At 50.9% G+C, this 17194-nt stretch carries 10 protein-coding genes; 9 read left to right on the top strand and 1 reads right to left on the bottom strand.

Annotated features, from left to right (window positions below):
• Positions 1 to 21 precede the first annotated feature (21 nt).
• The 9 genes from GYMC10_RS28825 to GYMC10_RS28785 all read left to right on the top strand — a co-directional run bounded on the left by GYMC10_RS28825 (position 22) and on the right by GYMC10_RS28785 (position 15400).
• Positions 22 to 933: a glycosyltransferase family 2 protein gene (locus tag GYMC10_RS28825; RefSeq protein WP_015737657.1), complete on the top strand. Its 912-nt coding sequence runs from the start codon at positions 22 to 24 to the stop codon at positions 931 to 933.
• Entirely contained in the window at positions 930 to 2330 is a 1401-nt protein-coding gene (locus tag GYMC10_RS28820; protein ID WP_015737656.1) for an undecaprenyl-phosphate glucose phosphotransferase, read from the top strand. The genes GYMC10_RS28825 and GYMC10_RS28820 overlap by 4 nt, the downstream gene beginning before the upstream one ends.
• Before the next feature lie 455 nt (positions 2331 to 2785).
• On the top strand, positions 2786 to 3391 hold the full coding sequence (locus tag GYMC10_RS28815; RefSeq protein WP_015737655.1) for a class I SAM-dependent methyltransferase: 606 nt from the start codon (positions 2786 to 2788) through the stop codon (positions 3389 to 3391).
• A 130-nt stretch (positions 3392 to 3521) separates the two neighbouring features.
• A complete protein-coding gene (locus GYMC10_RS28810) occupies positions 3522 to 4403 on the top strand; it encodes a phosphatidylinositol-specific phospholipase C/glycerophosphodiester phosphodiesterase family protein (RefSeq protein WP_015737654.1) in 882 nt (293 codons plus the stop codon).
• Positions 4404 to 4820: 417 nt separating this feature from the next.
• On the top strand, positions 4821 to 5510 hold the full coding sequence (locus GYMC10_RS28805; RefSeq protein WP_015737653.1) for a heptaprenylglyceryl phosphate synthase: 690 nt from the start codon (positions 4821 to 4823) through the stop codon (positions 5508 to 5510).
• A 275-nt stretch (positions 5511 to 5785) separates the two neighbouring features.
• Positions 5786 to 8116, top strand: coding sequence for a DNA helicase PcrA (gene pcrA, locus GYMC10_RS28800; RefSeq protein ID WP_015737652.1), 2331 nt, complete (start codon positions 5786 to 5788; stop codon positions 8114 to 8116).
• Between the two features lie 78 nt (positions 8117 to 8194).
• The gene (ligA, locus tag GYMC10_RS28795; protein WP_015737651.1) at positions 8195 to 10207 is read left to right on the top strand and encodes an NAD-dependent DNA ligase LigA; all 2013 of its coding nucleotides are present in this window, start codon (positions 8195 to 8197) and stop codon (positions 10205 to 10207) included.
• A 362-nt stretch (positions 10208 to 10569) separates the two neighbouring features.
• Complete coding sequence (locus GYMC10_RS28790) at positions 10570 to 15021, top strand: S8 family serine peptidase (RefSeq protein ID WP_015737649.1); 4452 nt, start codon at positions 10570 to 10572, stop codon at positions 15019 to 15021.
• 187 nt (positions 15022 to 15208) lie between these two features.
• Positions 15209 to 15400, top strand: a complete 192-nt coding sequence (locus GYMC10_RS28785; protein ID WP_015737648.1) for a hypothetical protein — start codon at positions 15209 to 15211, stop codon at positions 15398 to 15400.
• A gap of 57 nt (positions 15401 to 15457) precedes the next feature.
• On the opposite strand, the gene GYMC10_RS28780 is transcribed toward GYMC10_RS28785, so the two are convergent.
• Positions 15458 to 16714 (bottom strand): MFS transporter, encoded by a 1257-nt coding sequence (locus GYMC10_RS28780; protein WP_009591294.1) that lies wholly within the window; start codon positions 16712 to 16714, stop codon positions 15458 to 15460.
• Positions 16715 to 17194: the final 480 nt, after the last annotated feature.

Genomic DNA, 17194 nt, shown 5'->3' with positions numbered 1-17194 from the left:
TTTGTCAGGAGACGTTATGCAATGGATTTAAGCATTTTAATCGTGAACTACAATACCTGTCAGCTGACGGTGGATTGTTTGCGATCCGTGTTTGCATCGGAGACGGAATATACATATGAAGTGATTCTGATAGATAACAACTCGAAGGACGAGTCCGTTCAGACCATCCGAGAGTTATTTCCGCAGGTTAAGCTAATCGAGAACACGGAGAATACCGGCTTTGCCAAAGCCAACAATCAGGGGATGGAAGTGGCGGAAGGTCGCTATATGCTACTGCTAAATTCCGACACGATTATCCAGCAGGATACGATCCAGACGATGGTCGCTTTTATGGACTACAATCCGATCATAGGCGCTTCCGGCTGCAAAATCGTCCTCCCGGACGGCTCGCTGGATAAGGCCTGCAAAAGAGGGTTCCCGACGCCTTCGGCGTCCTTCTATTATGCTTTTGGGCTCAGCAAGCTGTTCCCGAACAAGCCGGAGTTTAACCAGTATCAGCTGGGGTATTTGAATCCGGACGTAGAGTATCCGGTGGATTGTTTGGTCGGTGCGTTTATGCTGGTACGCCGCGAGACGATTGAGCAGGTGGGCGGGCTGGACGAGACCTTTTTTATGTACGGGGAGGATATCGACTGGTGTTATCGCATCAAGCAAGCGGGATGGGGCATTCACTATTATCCTCGTACGACGATCATCCATTATAAAGGCGGCAGCGCCCGGCGCCGGCCGTTCAAGATCATTTATGAGTTCCATCGGGCGATGATTCTTTTCCATCGGAAGCATTACCGGCAGAAATACAACATATTCGTTAATGGAGCCGTGTATGCGGGCGTTGGTCTGAAATTGCTCCTGTCCCTGCTCACGAACCGGCTTAAGCCCATTCGTCCAGCAACGATAACGCAATCTTCAGGTGGAGTGGAGGTGAAATCATGATCCGCCAAAATCAGGGCTTTCTGACCAAATTGTATATGTTGACCGATTTTGCCTTTATCCAGTTGGCTTTTCTGCTCGCATGGTGGGTGAAATTCGAGAGTGGCTGGTTTCCCTATGAAGAGCCGCTACCTCTCGAAACCTATGCTTTGTGGAGTCTGGTGTACGGAGCGGTTGCGGTGGTTGTCGGCATCATGATTACATTGTACTCGCCGAAGCGGAAAAAGCGTTTTGCCGACGAGTTCATGAAGATCTTCCAGATGCATTTCATCGGGATGTTCATTCTCCTCAGTATTATGTTTTTTGTTAAAGAGGTGGATATCTCCCGTTGGTATCTCGCCATCTACATGATTTTCAATGTAGCCTTCATTATCCTATACCGTTATTTCCTCAAGAAATCCCTCAAGCATTTTCGGGAAAAAGGCTACAACCGCCAATTCGTGCTCATCGTGGGTGCAGGGTCGCTGGGCAAGCGTTTCTTCAAAAACCTGAAGCAATACCCGGAGCTGGGGTATGAAGTCATCGGTTTCCTGGATGATTACCAGCAGTGGGATGACATCGAGGCGAGACGGCTTAAACCCATTTTGGGCTCGGTTGGCGATCTACATAAGGTGCTAAACGAAAAGCTTGTCGATGAGGTCGTACTGGCACTTCCTCTAAATGCGCACCACAAATATCCGGAGATCATTGCTGCTTGTGAAAAAGCCGGTGTCCGAACGCTAATTATCCCGGACTTTTTCGATTATCTCCCGGCACGGCCGGTGTTTGATAACTTTGCGGGTATGCCGATGATCAACGTGCGCGATATCCCGCTGGATCTAGCGGCAAACCGACTGTTCAAGCGGGCGTTTGATATCGTATTCTCATTAGTGGCGATTATCCTAACCCTGCCGGTGATGATCGGGATTTATCTCGGTGTCCGATTGACCTCCCGGGGACCGGTCATTTTCAAGCAGGAGCGGGTCGGGCTGAACCGCCGAAACTTTTATATGTATAAATTCCGTTCGATGAAGCTGCTGCCGGAAGGGGCGCCGGATACGGGCTGGACGGTGGAGAATGATCCGCGCCGCACCAAGTTCGGCTCATTTCTCCGGAAGACCAGTCTGGATGAGCTGCCGCAGTTCTTTAATGTCCTGTTCGGACATATGAGCGTGGTGGGCCCAAGACCAGAACGACCTTATTACGTTGAACAGTTCAAAGAGGAGATTCCGAAGTACATGGTGAAACACCACGTACGCCCGGGCATCACGGGATGGGCGCAGAGCAACGGCCTGCGCGGGGACACTTCGATTGAAGAGCGGATCAAGCACGATATTTTCTACATCGAGAATTGGTCCATTCTGTTTGATATCAAAATCATTCTGCGCACGATCCGTAACGGATTCAAAAACGCATATTGATTGTAATTTTGTGATGACGTCATCCGGCATGAGCCGGATGGCGTCTTTTATTTACCTGTCCTATAAGCATATTTCGACTAAAGCTGCTTGCCAAGTCCACCTCGCCTCTTATAGAGATACCGAATGCTGTCGCTTCCTGTAAGTCTGTGACATACCCGAGAAAAACTTCGGACATTCGAGCCATTCCTCTCACTTAAAGATGCATGTCAATAAAGCGGGAATAGTAGTCTGGAATGATTTACAAAATATAACTGTAATACTATTATAATGAAATACTGGACTCATCGATACATTGCTAGAGTTGTCTATTACGTAGAGTCGCAGGTTGGTTATGATGGTCCAATCTCAGTGTTATGCAGATTTCTAATGTTTCCGAAATAACCGTGTTTTCATCTTGCCGCTTCATTTGCCTAACGGAAGGATCACATCCAATACGCATTATGGGAGGAATCGATATGGAAAACGCCAAGGTCCAGGATTTCATCGAAAGCAGCCAAGCGCAATGGGACGAAGAATACAGATCCCGCATGTGGGATTATTTATCGGACATCACGGAATATGCCAGATACTCGGTCGTGTACGGATACATCCGAAAGTTTCTTGGGGAAGAGGGCATTCTGGATATGGGATGCGGGGCCGGCCTGTTGTATGACATGCTCTTGGACGATGAAAAGTCGAATTATAACGGTGTAGACTTGTCCGAGGAAGCGATCAGAATCGCATCCGGCAAAACGTCAAGGAACTTATTTCAGCGCGCGGACATCAATCATTATGTTCCTCATAAAAGCTACGACGTCATCGTTTTTAATGAATCGCTGCAGTACGTGCCCAATACCGCTAGCAAGCTGTTGAAATATGCGCGTTACCTGACCCCGGATGGCGTCATCATCTCTTCTCTATATTCACATAAGAACACCCAGGATCCCGATTATCTCATGGTAGAGCATAAGATCGGCGAAATCGAAAGCTGTGATGGGTTTGACGTCGTAGATAAAGTCAGCGTGTTTAACCACAACGCGGGATTGAAATGGTATATTCACCTTTTGAAGGCCAAGAGCTAGTGATCCGTAGCATCATAAAAATCGTTCCGTCATTTGGCAGCAGCCGAGTGGCGTTTTTTTTGTTTGGCCACTCCATTAACCGGGTATTTACCTAGCAACAGCAATGAACGAAACAAAGGGTGGGGATACCATGAAACGGATCGCAGCTGTCCTTCTATTATTTTCCGCCATTATGATACTGCTTCTGACCCATCTGGAGATGGATGAGGAAGCGCCGCAAGGATTCGCGGCCTATCGCTTGATTGCCCATGCCATGGGAAGCATCGGCGAACAGCCCTATACGAACGCTTATGAAGCCATGGTTGTTAACTACGAGAAAGGCACCCGGGTATTCGAGATTGATTTGATGCTGACGGAGGATCGCAAAGTCGTAGCCAGGCATGAGTGGACGGAGAGCATGACGCAGCAGCTGGGTCAGAGGGAGAAGCTTCCGGACGATAAGCAGGCCGCCCGCCTGAGCCATGAGGAGTTTATTAACACGCCGATTTTGGAACAATACCAGCCGATGGATATTGAGGGGATTATGGATATGATGGAGCGTCATCCCGATATCTACATCGTGACGGATACGAAGGAGCAGAAGGACCGGGATATACAGTACCTGTTCGCGGAGATTGTAAACGCTGCTAAAGAACGGGATCCGAAACTTCTGGATCGGGTTGTCGTCCAAATTTACAACGAGCCGATGCTTGATATGGTTCAGGACATCTACCCGTTTCAATCGATTATATATACGCTGTATGCCACGCAGGACTCACCCGCTGAGATCACGGCCTTCGTACAGGAGAACCACATTGACGCGGTTACCATGCCGGAGTACAAGGTCAGTCCGAATTTCGTAGCCAAGCTAAGGCAAGCCGGAGCCGTGACCTATGTCCACACCATCAATGACACGAACACCGTGAACAATTATGAAAAATGGGGCGTGTACGGCGTCTACTCGGATCTGCTGACAGAGCCGGAGCTGGAGCGGAACAGCTTGAGATATACGATGACAAAGCGACTGGAGTAGATGTACCTTACAAGGCACGCCTCATATCGCGTCCGTATGTGGAAAAGTTTGAGTTTGCATCCATAATAATGCTGAGCATGGAAGTCCGTGATCTCCATAAGAGATCGCGGGCTTTTTCAAGCTATCAGAAAGCATAAACTTCGAAGCTTGGCCTACTTGATATCACAGAAGGCACCATTTATATGTCTGGGATTGTGCGTCATGCGGTCTGGGATTGTACGTCGGTAGACGTTTTTCTTAACGAGGTATCCGCCCAAATCTCTTCCCAGCGGCGCGGTTCGTATATCGGCTGAACCGATAAGCCGCAATTACCAAAAAAATGTTCGTATTTTATGCGAACATAAATTGACTTGCTTACCGTGCTAGCATAGACTTATTTTAGTATGATAGTAACCCGTGAACGTGGAGGAATGACGCTTGAACGAGATGATACAATCCTGGAAGCATGTGTTTAAGCTGGACCCCGACAAGGAGATCGATGACGAGACCCTGGATGCGGTATGCTTGTCAGGAACCGATGCCATTATGGTCGGAGGCTCAACCGGAGTCACCTATGAAAATACCGTGGATCTGCTATCCCGAGTTCGGCGTTACGAGCTGCCGTGCGTGCAGGAAGTATCCGATCTGGAAGCCGTTGTACCCGGATTTGATCTATATATGGTCCCGATGGTTATGAATACGCAGGATCCGACCTGGATCATGGGCCGTCATCGCGAGGGAATCGAACGCTACGGGTACATGATCCCGTGGGATCTGGTCGTGACCGAGGGGTATATCGTGTTGAACGAGAACGCTGCGGTGGCGAAATTGACCGGTGCAGAGACTTCGATTGAAGCGAGTGCGGCTGCCGCTTATGCCCAGATTGCGGACAAGCTGATGAATCTGCCGATCGTGTATCTGGAATACAGCGGCGCGTTTGGGGATATGGAAACGGTCCGCACGGTTCGAAGGTCGCTGGATAACGCCCGTTTGTTCTACGGCGGCGGAATAACCAATGCCGAGCAGGCGTTGGCGGCTGCAGCTGTCTCGGATACGATCGTTGTGGGCAACGTGGTGTACGATCATCTGGAGCAGGCGCTCGAGACGGTCAAGGCCGTGAAGGGCTGATGGGGCTATTAACTGATCTGCTGAAAAATATAGAGGCGCGTTAAGTCAGCCAGATCAGACTCTATAGTCGCTTTTTCAATTCCTCTGCGGTAAGCATGTATTTATTCATTGAATATCCATGCAGAACGCAATGTGCCTTAGACAGGCAGCATTCAGTACGATTCATCATCTTTAATCAATTCGATCTGCTTGACTATATCCCATTTTTTATTGGATTTTTACCTTTACTCAAGTTTCCCCCTTATCAAATCTACACCTATTAGGAGGCAATGTTTATGCATTCCATTGACATACACGACGCCGTCAGACGTCTCAATCCGCAGCAGCGCCAGGCCGTTGAAGCAACCGACGGACCGCTGCTCATTATGGCCGGAGCCGGTTCCGGCAAGACGCGGGTGCTGACGCACCGGATCGCGTACCTGATCGCCACGCGCAAAGCCGCACCATGGAGCATCCTGGCGATTACGTTTACGAATAAAGCGGCCCGCGAGATGCAGGAGCGGGTATCCAAGCTGGTCGGCCGGGAAGGCCAGGACATCTGGGTATCAACGTTCCACTCCATGTGCGTACGGATTTTGCGCAGAGACATTGAACGGATCGGCTTCACTTCGAACTTTAGTATTTTGGATTCGACAGACCAGTTGTCCGTTATTCGGAACGTGATGAAGCAGCACAACATCGATCCGAAGAAATTCGAGCCGAAGGCGGTTCAAGCGGCCATGAGCGCCGCGAAGAATGAACTGATCTCCCCGCAGCAGTATGAACAGAAAGCCGGAGACTATTTTGAAACCCTTGTAGCCAAGGTTTACACCGAATACCAGAAGCGCTTGAAGAGCAACAATTCGCTTGATTTCGACGATCTGATCATGACCACGATCCAGCTGTTTAAGGAAGTGCCGGAGGTACTCGACTTCTACCAGCGCAAATTCCAGTACATCCACGTGGATGAATACCAGGATACCAACCGGGCGCAGTACATGCTCTGCCGCATGCTCGCGGACAGCCACCACCGCATCTGCGTTGTCGGGGACAGCGATCAGTCGATCTACCGCTGGCGCGGCGCGGATATCACGAACATCCTGAATTTTGAGCAGGATTACCCGGAGGCGCGAACGATTCTGCTGGAGCAGAATTACCGTTCGACAGCGAACATTTTGAACGCTGCCAACAATGTTATTGGCCTGAACACGGGCCGCAAGCCGAAGAATCTGTGGACCGAGCAGGGCGAAGGACCGAAGATCAAGGTGTTCCGTGGGGATACGGAGCATGATGAGGGGTATTTTGTCACCTCGGAAATTAGCAAGAACATCAAGGACGGCAAGAGCTATCAGGACCACGCGATTCTGTATCGGACCAACGCGCAGTCCCGGGTGATCGAGGAAATTCTGATCAAGTCGGATATTCCGTACCAGATCGTCGGCGGCATCAAGTTCTACGATCGCAAAGAGATCAAGGACATGCTTGCTTATCTGCGCCTGATTTCCAACCCGGACGACGATATCAGCTTGACGCGGATCATTAACGTGCCCAAAAGAAGCATCGGCGACACAACCGTGGCGAAGCTGGCTGCTGCAGCCGGAGAGCGGGGCATCTCGATCTTCCGCGTGCTGGAAATCGTGGACGACCTCGGTTTTGCCGGTCGGACGCGCAATGCGCTGGTGGGCTTCTACGACATGATCGCCGCGCTCAGCCGAATGGTCGAGTTTCTGTCGGTGACAGAGCTTACGGAAAAAATTCTCGAGATGTCCGAATACCGGCTCGAACTGCAAAACGAGAATACGATCGAATCCAGATCACGCCTCGAGAACATCGACGAGTTCCTGTCGGTGACGCAAGAGTTCGAGAAGAACAACGAGGATAAGTCGCTCGTCTCCTTCCTCACGGATCTTGCGCTGATCGCGGACATCGACTCGATGAACGATGACGAGGAAGACCGTGACGATGCCGTCGTGCTCATGACCATGCACAGCGCCAAAGGCCTGGAGTTCCCGGTGGTATTCATCATCGGCATGGAGGAAGGAGTATTCCCGCACAGCCGTGCCTTTATGGATAACGAGGAGCTGGAAGAAGAACGCCGACTTGCTTATGTAGGCATCACGCGCGCCGAGAAGCAGTTGTTCTTATCCTGTGCGCGCATGCGTACCTTATTTGGCCGCACGACGGCGAACATGCCATCGCGATTCCTGGAGGAGATCCCGGAAGAGCTGAAGGAAGACACCCAGATGGCGCATGACCGCTACCGCCGAGGCGGCGGAAGCAATGTGGGCGGATCCTATGCGGGACGCGGCTTCGGCGGCGGTGGAGGCAGCAACTTTGGCGGCAGCCGCAGCGTAGACCTCTCCCTCAGCGGATCGACCGCTTCCGCGCAAGCCGCGCCTAAGAGCCGGGTGACGATGACAACCGGTGGGTCATCCCGTCCAGCGGCTGCCTCGGGCAGCGGCGATTTTAAGGCCGGCGACAAAGTCGCCCATGGCAAATGGGGGACTGGCACGATCGTAGCGGTGAAGGGCAGCGGCAACGACATGGAATTGCAGATTGCATTCCCGGCGCCTGTGGGCGTGAAACGCCTGCTTGCCGGCTTTGCGCCGATTACGAAGGTGGAATAAGGGATAGAACTAGGTAAATATGCATAACGAAACGCAACCCACGATGGCCTTATTATATTGAAGGAGGATTGCCCCTGCATGGATTTCAAGGAAAAGATGGAGAAGCTCATTGCGGAGCTGAACAATTACAATTACCATTACTACACGCTGGATCAGCCGCTTGTAAGCGACAAGGAGTATGACGCCCTGTACGACCAGCTGGTAGCGTTGGAGGCAGAGACCGGAGTGACGCTCCCGGATTCTCCGACCCAGCGGGTGGGCGGGGAGATTCTGAAGGGTTTTGCCCCGCACCGTCATTTGGCTCCGTTATGGAGTCTCGATAAAGCCCAGAACATCGAGCAGCTCCGTACCTGGCATGATCGCGTGGTCAGGCTGGTCAATGACTATAATACGAAGAATCCCGGCAATCCTCTGCCGTCGCCTTGTTATGCACTGGAGCTGAAGTTTGACGGGCTGACGCTGAATCTGACCTATCAGGACGGCAAGCTGGTTCAAGCATCGACTCGGGGGAACGGAACGGTAGGCGAAGGCATTTTGGCTCAGGTGAAGACCATCAAGTCGGTGCCAATGACGATCCCGTACGCGGAAGGCACGATCGAAGTGCAGGGCGAGGGCATCATGAACCTGTCCGTGCTGGAACAATACAATCAAACCGCGGCCGAGCCGCTCAAGAACGCGCGCAATGCTGCTGCAGGAGCGCTTCGCAATCTGAATCCGAAGGTGACGGCCGAGCGTAAGCTGAACGCGTACTTCTACAATGTCGGCTACTCGGATGGAATCACTTTTGCCGACCACAAGGAAATGATGGATTTCCTGCGCGAGAACCGGCTCAAGGTCAACCCGTACATTTTCTATTTCGAGCAGTTTGATGATGTGATGGAGCAGCTGGCCGATATCGAAAAACGCCGCTCCGAGCTCGATTACCTCATTGACGGGGCGGTTGTGAAGGTGACCGATTTCCGCATCCGCGAGGTGCTCGGATATACCGACAAGTTCCCGCGCTGGGCGGTCGCTTACAAATTCGAAGCGGAAGAAACCACGACCGTGCTGCAGTCGGTTACCTGGAATGTAGGACGGACCGGAAAAATCACGCCACTAGCCCGTGTAGAGCCTGTTGAGCTTGCCGGAGTTACGGTGCAAAATTGTACGCTGAACAATATCGGGGATATTGAGCGCAAAAATCTCAAGTTCGCGCTGGGTTCGCGGGTCTTCATTCGCCGTTCGAATGACGTCATTCCCGAGATCCTCGGCAAAGTGACGGAGGAGCAGGATGGCGAAGAGATCCTGTATCCGGAACAGTGTCCATCCTGCGGATTTCCGCTGGAACAGCGCGGCGCCCACCTCTTCTGCAACAACAAGACGGGGTGCAAGCCGCAAATCGTGGCCCGGATCACGCATTTTGCCTCCAGGGACGCCATGGACATTGAGACGTTCAGCGATAAAACCGCGATCCAGTTATATGATGAACTGGGTGTAAGAGAACCGGCTGATCTTTATACGCTGTCGTTTGACAGTTTGCTGAAGCTGGAGCGCTTCGGCGAGAAAAAAGCCCAGAATCTGCTGGATGCCATCGAGAAGAGCAAGGAGCGGGATCTTGCATCGTTCCTCTTTGCGCTGGGGATTCCGAATACCGGCAAATCCACTACCAAAATGCTGGCAGATCACTACCGTGATCTGAATCGCGTGATGGCGGCGACCGCGGAAGAATTGGTCGAGCTGCCGGACGTGGGCGGCATCGTGGCCGAAAGCATCGCGGGATACTTCGCCGACCCGTTTGCCCAAGCAAGCATCCAGAAGATGCTCTCGCTGGGCGTCCAAGCGAAAGCGCCGGAAGCGCCGAAGCCGGTCAGCACGGATTCCTACTTCAGCGGAAAAACGGTCGTGCTGACAGGCACACTCCATCTGCTGACCCGCGAAGAGGCAACCGAACGCTTGGAAGCGCTCGGCGCCAAAGTCACAGGCAGCGTATCCAAGAAAACCGACCTCCTCATTGCAGGCGAAAAAGCCGGCAGCAAGCTGGCCAAAGCCCAGCAGCTCGGCATCGACATCCTGGAGGACGAAGAAGAGTTCGTGCGGTTGCTAAACGAATAACAGCATACCCTGGATATATTTTGCAATATCAGTTGAACCCATAAGAACCGAGGCTATCGATAGCCTCGGTTTTTTCTTTTTCCCGAATTCCTTTCTCCTCCCTTACTTGCGATGTAAGCCATATTTTCCTTGAATCTATGACGTTTTCGGTCATTCGTCAAAAGCTCCTAAACATTCGACTGAATTTAACAAAAACATACAGAAAAGGATGAAGGAATCTAATTTTGGATTCTAGAATAATTTACCACGGGTCAGTCTTATGCGGAAAGGAGTGGATACCATCGTTAGGCAGCGCAGATATGCTGATGACATCCCGGACCCTAATTTGATTGGGAAATCTATCTTATGGGAGGGGCAAAGCCTTGAGTAAAAAGTTATGGTCTGCACTACTAAGTTTTATTTTAACGCTATCATTGGTTGTACCAGCGGCCGGGGCGGCTCCGTCAGAACGGCAGATCGAGCTGGACAACCCGCTCAGTGCCGAAGAAGCTAGGCAGTTAAAGGATATGCTGAAACAGCGAGCTAAGCTTGCGGAGTTTCCCGCGCTTGATCAAAGCCTGCAAAGATCGGCCGGGGGGCCTACAAGGGTTATCGTAGAATTGTCGACCGAACCAGTGGCTCTGGCCAAAGGGCTTTCCTCGATTCAGGGCCAATCCTTTAGTTCTTCCGCGGAGGCGAAGGTCGAGGCACAGGTACAACTGGAGCAGCAGACTTTTATACGCAGCCTGAACACGAAGAACATCACGCATGAAATCTCCGATCAATATAGCTACGCATTCAACGGGGTGTCCATGGAGATCGATGGCAGCAAGGTTGAAGCGCTGCTGGATATCCCTGGCGTTCTAGGCGTTTATCCCGATCTGGAGGTAACGGTTGGCCCGAAGGGCGAAGTGAATCCATACATGAAAGACACGGGGCCGTTCATCGGTGCTCCTGATGTCTGGGATCTCGGATATACGGGCAAAGGCATTAAAGTCGGTGTTATTGATACAGGTATTGACTACGCTCACCCGGTTTTGAAGGATGCTTATAAGGGCGGGTACGACTTTGTCGACAATGATAATGATCCTTATGAGACGACTCCGCTCGACTGGGAGAATGATCCCTCCAATCCCCCGCAGGTCGATGACAGGGGGAGCACGTATTGGACCGATCATGGAACGCACGTAGCGGGTACCATCGGAGCCCGCGATGCCGGCGAATATGGAGTCGTGGGCATTGCACCCGAAGCGGATATCTATGCTTACCGCGTTCTTGGGCCGTACGGAAGCGGCTATTCCAGCTGGGTACTTGGAGGTATTGACCGTTCCGTTCAGGACGGAATGGATATAATCAACCTCTCCCTGGGCAATTCCCGAAATGATCCGGATTATGTAACGTCCGTAGCACTTAACAATGCTGCGCTGGCTGGTGTCACGCCGGTTGTTGCAAGCGGCAATACAGGACCAAACCGCTGGACGGTTGGATCGCCGGGGGCGGCGGCATTTCCGATTACGGTAGGAAACTCCACGGGTCCAAGCGACGAAATGGCGGCAACATCGCACTTTTTCACGGACGCGGAATTGCCGGGCGAGCCCATTGAAAACAATGAGGGAACGGTTGAGCTTGGAGCAGGGCCAACACCATCCGTCACGCCTGACGAGCAGGCAGAAGTACAGCTCGATGAAGCTGCCCAGGCATCATCGACCGATGACACGGCGCCTTCCGTTAATCCGGAGCAGGATTCAAACTTAGTTCAATCGGGTGACGGCGCAGCAGAGGAGCCAGCCACTGATGAAGTGCCTGTTGAATCTGCCGACGATGAAGTAGCCCCTCAGGCTGACGATGCCGCTCCGGTTACCGTGGTAGATGCTACGTATAAGCTTGAATTAATGGCGTGGAATCTGGCCGAGGACCCTGAAGTCGTCCTGAATGGAGATTTCGGACTGGTTTATGCGGATCTGGGTAAACCAGAGGATTTCGCTGGCAAAGACGTAGCGGGCAAAATCGCATTGATTAAACGCGGCGAACTCGCCTTCGTCGAAAAAATTGCGAATGCTAAGGCAGCAGGCGCGACGGGTGCCATCGTATTCAACCAGAACCCTGGCCCGATTGGCGTCTTGCTAGGTGACAGCTTTGCCTTCATTCCAACCTTTAGTATGAGCAAAGAAGACGGCGATTATATCAAATCGCTGCTCGATGCCAACCCGGATCTGAAAGTGAATTTCACCGATTTTATTAAAAACCGAACCGCAGGCGATGAGATTAATGATTCCAGTTCCAGAGGCCCAGCCAAGAAGACACTGGATATCAAGCCTGACGTGGTAGCGCCGGGTACGAGCATTTTGTCATCCGTTCCGGCATACGGGAAGGACATTGCTGGTGCAGATTACAGTCAGTCCTATGACCGTTTAACAGGCACCAGTATGGCGTCCCCGCATGTGGCAGGGCTTGCGGCTCTCATCCTGGAGAAGCACAACGACTGGACTCCGTTCGATGTCAAAGTCGCCTTGATGAATAATGCCAAAGTGCTGAATACCGAATCCTACGATGTGACGGATCAAGGGGCCGGGCGCGTACAGGCGCTCCAGACCATCCAGGCAGAGGCGCTGGTGAAGGTGTTGGACAAGACTTCGTATCAAGAGAACGGAACAAGTAAAGAGCAGGATAATATTACTGGAAGCATTAACTTTGGTAATTTTACAGGAGCAACCGAACAAACCGTTCAGAAGAAAGTAAAAGTAGAACAGATTGGTGACATTGGCGGACGGTTTGAGGTCGAGGTTACTACAACGCAATCAACCCCTGGAGTAGCTGTTACAGTGGATCAATCTTCCTTTGATCTAAATGGAGAGAAAGAACTGGTTGTAACGCTTCAAGTTCCGGCAGGTGTATCAGGAGTTTCGGAACAGCAAGGCTACATTACTTTTAAAAACGAAACCCGCACTTACTCTGTACCATACGTAGCTTACTTCAATCTCGAGATGACCGGCGTCAAATATACGAAGGTCTACAGTGAGAACGAGAACTATCTGCCGCATTTCCCTTTGAATGAACAAGGAGAGCTGGGCGAACTGAATATAGGTTTTGAATTCTATAATCCTATGTTAGCTGTACAAATTGATCTATACGATAGCCTTCATCCTGAATCAGGGCCAGATGGTGACGGGCGGATTGGGCGGATATATTATGATGAACTAGATTTTGATGCAAACACTGAATTCGAGCTCCCTTGGGATGGTGTATTCGGTAACTATACCACTCTAAAATATGAGTTGATTAAAGACGGTCTGTACTCGGTTGAGCTTTTATCTCTTGGTACGGATGGAATCGTTTATTCCGATTACGCGACTATTCCATTCTTCGTCAAAACCAAGGCACCTAATATTAATACGAATGCAGATGTCAAAATCTCCGGCAAGAACAAGCCTGCACTAACCGGCACGATCGATGACCTCTATGTAACGGTAGTTCCAGCAATGTGGGATGAATGGACGATTGATTTTGATGTCAGCGAATGGCTGGATGCCACTTATGTTATTAAAAGAGCCAATAAAACGGTAGCGAAGGAAGGCAGCTTTGATGTCGAGCAGGATGGCGCCTTTACCATCGCACTGGACGGATTGGCTTCGGGCAACTATACCGTCGAGCTTTCAGTCAAGGATCGCCAAGGTCTTGAAGGTAAAGCGACGGTAAACCTGCAATTGACAGGTGCACCTGGACCGGGCAACCCGGACCCGGGTAATGGCGGCGGCTCGTCCTCCGGCGGCGGTTCCACGGGAACACCGTCCACTCCGGCTCCTGAAGTATCAGGGGATGCTAAAGTAACCACCAAGAAAAATGCGGATGGAACCGAATCCGCAACGGCAGCTTTGTCTGAAGCAGCGGTTACTACAGGAATTACTAGTGACAGTAAGGAAGTGAAACTGGACGTATCCAAGCTGGATTTCAGCAAATACAGCGACGTAGCTCTGACCCTCGGCAAGGCAACCGTCGATAAGCTAAAAGCATCAGGCAAACCGCTTGTTATCACGGGTAACGGTTTTACCTTGACGGTGCCTGCCGAAGCTTTGGATGATTTCACGACGAGCAGCGGATTCAGCCTGACGGTTTCCGTAGCTGCAAGCAAAGCGGGATCTGGAAACACCTTGAACGCTGTATCCTCGATCGTTTCGGTCAAACACGGGGACAAGTTCAAACATCCGCTTTTACTGACATTGAACTACGACCCGGCCAAAGTGAAGGATGCCCGCAAGGTGGGTGCCTACGTTCAGTCGGAAAAAGGTGACCTGCAATCCGCAGGATTGCTGCAATCGGCTGAGCGCGGATCGATCACGTTCCGTATCGACGGACCGGGCTCTTATGTGGCCGCCGAGAATAACGTGACCTTTAACGACATCGTCAGCCACTGGGCTAAGGATGAGATTGAGGTTGCTGCCTCGCAGCATATCACGAACGGTACCGGTGCGGGACGTTTCTCGCCGAACAATGCGGTAACCCGTGCCGAATTTGCGACGCTCCTTGATCGTATTTTCGAGACAGGCATCGATTGGGAAACACGCAGCAAAGAAGCGGGGGCGAAGCATCCGCTGACCCGCGAGGACATGGTAGTCATGATTGCGGAAGCGTTGAAGATGGATTCCGAAACGGCATCCTTGTCATTTAGCGACACGAATCTGATTTCGGAGGATGCACGAGCGGCCGTAGCCTTTGCCGTAAACGAAGGTCTGGTGAAGGGAGTGAGCGGGAACCGCTTCGCACCGGGCGAGACTTCCACTCGGGCACAGGTATCCGTCATTGTGTACCGTTTACTGGATTATCTGAATAAAATCTAATGAAGGCTAAGCTGCTTCAATACAATTCTGGTTGAGCTAAAGAGGAGCTGCTCCATGTCATCGACGTGACGGGGCATCTCCTCTTTTTAATACGCTCGCTGCTATTTACATTCAACAAATAGGTTGATTCGACATTCTGGGGTGTGTAATATTTTGGTAACGACTGAATTCGATGAAGGGGGAGGACATGAGATATAGAACAGTGTTCTATGCAACCATTGCCATCGTGCTATTTTTCGTTATGGTTTCTGTAGTGGGGAATCTGGTTGAGGGATCAGAAGCCGGAGCTATTCAGTTGAGCTTCGAGTGGGTGACTAAATACGTGCTCCCATGGATATTCCTATACTGGTTCATAAAACTCGTCAAAAAAATGAAATAAAAAGACACTCACCAGCACCATTGTGCAGCCCGATGAGTGTCTTTTTCCATAGTACGACTATTCCCTTGACCACTGATCCAGCTTGTCATCACCCGGAAGAAGCAGGGCAAGCAGACCTAGCAACGGCAAGAAGCCGATGGCGATCATAACATTGCCGATTCCCCAAGCATCCCCGAGATTACCGAGCACAAGCGAACCGACCCCGCCCATGCCAAAAGCAAACCCGGTGATCAGCCCGGATACCGTACCGATATTGCCCGGATGCAGCATTTGGGCATACACAACGGTGACCGAGAAACTGGACAATAGGACAAACCCGCCGATCAGCAGCAACACGGCCGCCCAGAACGGGGAGGCGAACGGGAGAATCAACGCAATGGGCGCCGTGCCGATCATGGAGAGCATGATCATGTTGCGACGGCCAAAGCGGTCGGCCAGCGGACCGCCGAAGAAGGTGCCCACGGCTCCGGATGCAAGAAACAGAAAAATATAGATCTGAGCATTATCAATCGTGATTTTGTATGCATCCATGAGGTAGAAGGCATAATAGCTGCTAATGGCTGCGCCATACCAGGAGCGGATAAACACGAGAATGACGAGAACCAGCGTGGCATTGCGTACGCTTTTCCGGCGAGCGGGATCAAGCATGCGTCCGGCCGCTTTCTTTTTAAACGTGTAACCGGCTTTCAGCATGCCGTGGTACCAATGGGCAACATAGGATTGCACGATGATACCAGCAGCGGCAACGAAGGTGAAGCCGATCGCGCCAAATTGTCCGAACGGTACGAAAATGTATCGTGTCAGAAGCGGAGCCAGTGACTGCCCGGCATTGCCCCCTACTTGAAAGATCGATTGGGACAACCCTTTTCGCATGCCTGCAGCCATATGAGCGACCCGCATTCCCTCAGGATGAAAGGTAGCCGAGCCTAATCCGATCAGAACGACAGCGAACAGAACCAGGATATATGTATGTGCATATGCAAGAATGAATACGCCTGCAAAGGTAAAACACATCCCGATCGGAAGCAGAATCGGTGTCGGCCTTCGATCCGCGGCGTACCCGATGACCGGCTGAATGATGGATGAAGTAAAATTAATGGCAAAGGAGATCCAACCGATCTGCGTAAAGGTAAGCAGCAGATTATCCTTTAATATGGGAAAGATAGCAGGGATCACGGACTGAATCGAATCATTAAACAAATGAACGAAACTGATGGCGATTAGAATTTTATATACTGTAGCCTGATTTGCCTCTCCATGCGCAGGACTTGGAGTATCTTTGGGCTTTTGGAGAGCGATGCTTTTGTCTGCCATGCGGCGAACTCCTTTCTTATTAGATGTAGTCGGTCTGTGAAAAAGCGATGAACTAACCTTAAAACCTTTTGTTTAGGAAATCAATTACATTTCGAGATGATACTTAAATCAAAATGAGCTCCATGCTTAAGCAAATGTATACGGGAGAGGTAGACAGACTCGAATGAATATTGATCTCCAACAGGCATTAATCATGTCATCAACGATGTTATGCGAAACTTTACATATTTTCTTTTAAAAATGCTTGCTATATCTTTTGGGCCGTGGTATATTACTAACTGTCGCTTTTGACGAAAGCTTTTGAAGCTTGTCGAACGGCGTCGAAAAAAAGTGTTGACATCAAGTTAAATACTTGATAAGATATAAACCTGCGCTGCTGATTGAGATTTGATCGGCAAAGCAGCCAACAAGTTCCTTGAAAACTGAACAAATGGATCACGTCAATGTAATACAAGCAAACGTTAATACGTTAGCTTTGAA

The sequence above is a fragment of the Paenibacillus sp. Y412MC10 genome (assembly GCF_000024685.1).
GTDB classification, from domain to species: Bacteria; Bacillota; Bacilli; order Paenibacillales; family Paenibacillaceae; genus Paenibacillus_AQ; species Paenibacillus_AQ lautus_A.
The sequence above is the reverse complement of the archived record's forward strand: the minus strand, read 5'-3'. Positions and strand labels throughout refer to the sequence as shown.

Bases quoted from the DNA above. Each gene is read 5' to 3' on its own strand.
- GYMC10_RS28825 (WP_015737657.1), top strand. From the start codon at position 22: ATGGATTTAAGCATTTTAATCGTGAACTACAATACCTGTCAGCTGACG.
- GYMC10_RS28820 (WP_015737656.1), top strand. From the start codon at position 930: ATGATCCGCCAAAATCAGGGCTTTCTGACCAAATTGTATATGTTGACC.
- GYMC10_RS28780 (WP_009591294.1), bottom strand. From the start codon at position 16,714: ATGGCAGACAAAAGCATCGCTCTCCAAAAGCCCAAAGATACTCCAAGT.
- ligA (WP_015737651.1), top strand. From the start codon at position 8,195: ATGGATTTCAAGGAAAAGATGGAGAAGCTCATTGCGGAGCTGAACAAT.
- GYMC10_RS28810 (WP_015737654.1), top strand. From the start codon at position 3,522: ATGAAACGGATCGCAGCTGTCCTTCTATTATTTTCCGCCATTATGATA.
- GYMC10_RS28785 (WP_015737648.1), top strand. From the start codon at position 15,209: ATGAGATATAGAACAGTGTTCTATGCAACCATTGCCATCGTGCTATTT.
- pcrA (WP_015737652.1), top strand. From the start codon at position 5,786: ATGCATTCCATTGACATACACGACGCCGTCAGACGTCTCAATCCGCAG.
- GYMC10_RS28815 (WP_015737655.1), top strand. From the start codon at position 2,786: ATGGAAAACGCCAAGGTCCAGGATTTCATCGAAAGCAGCCAAGCGCAA.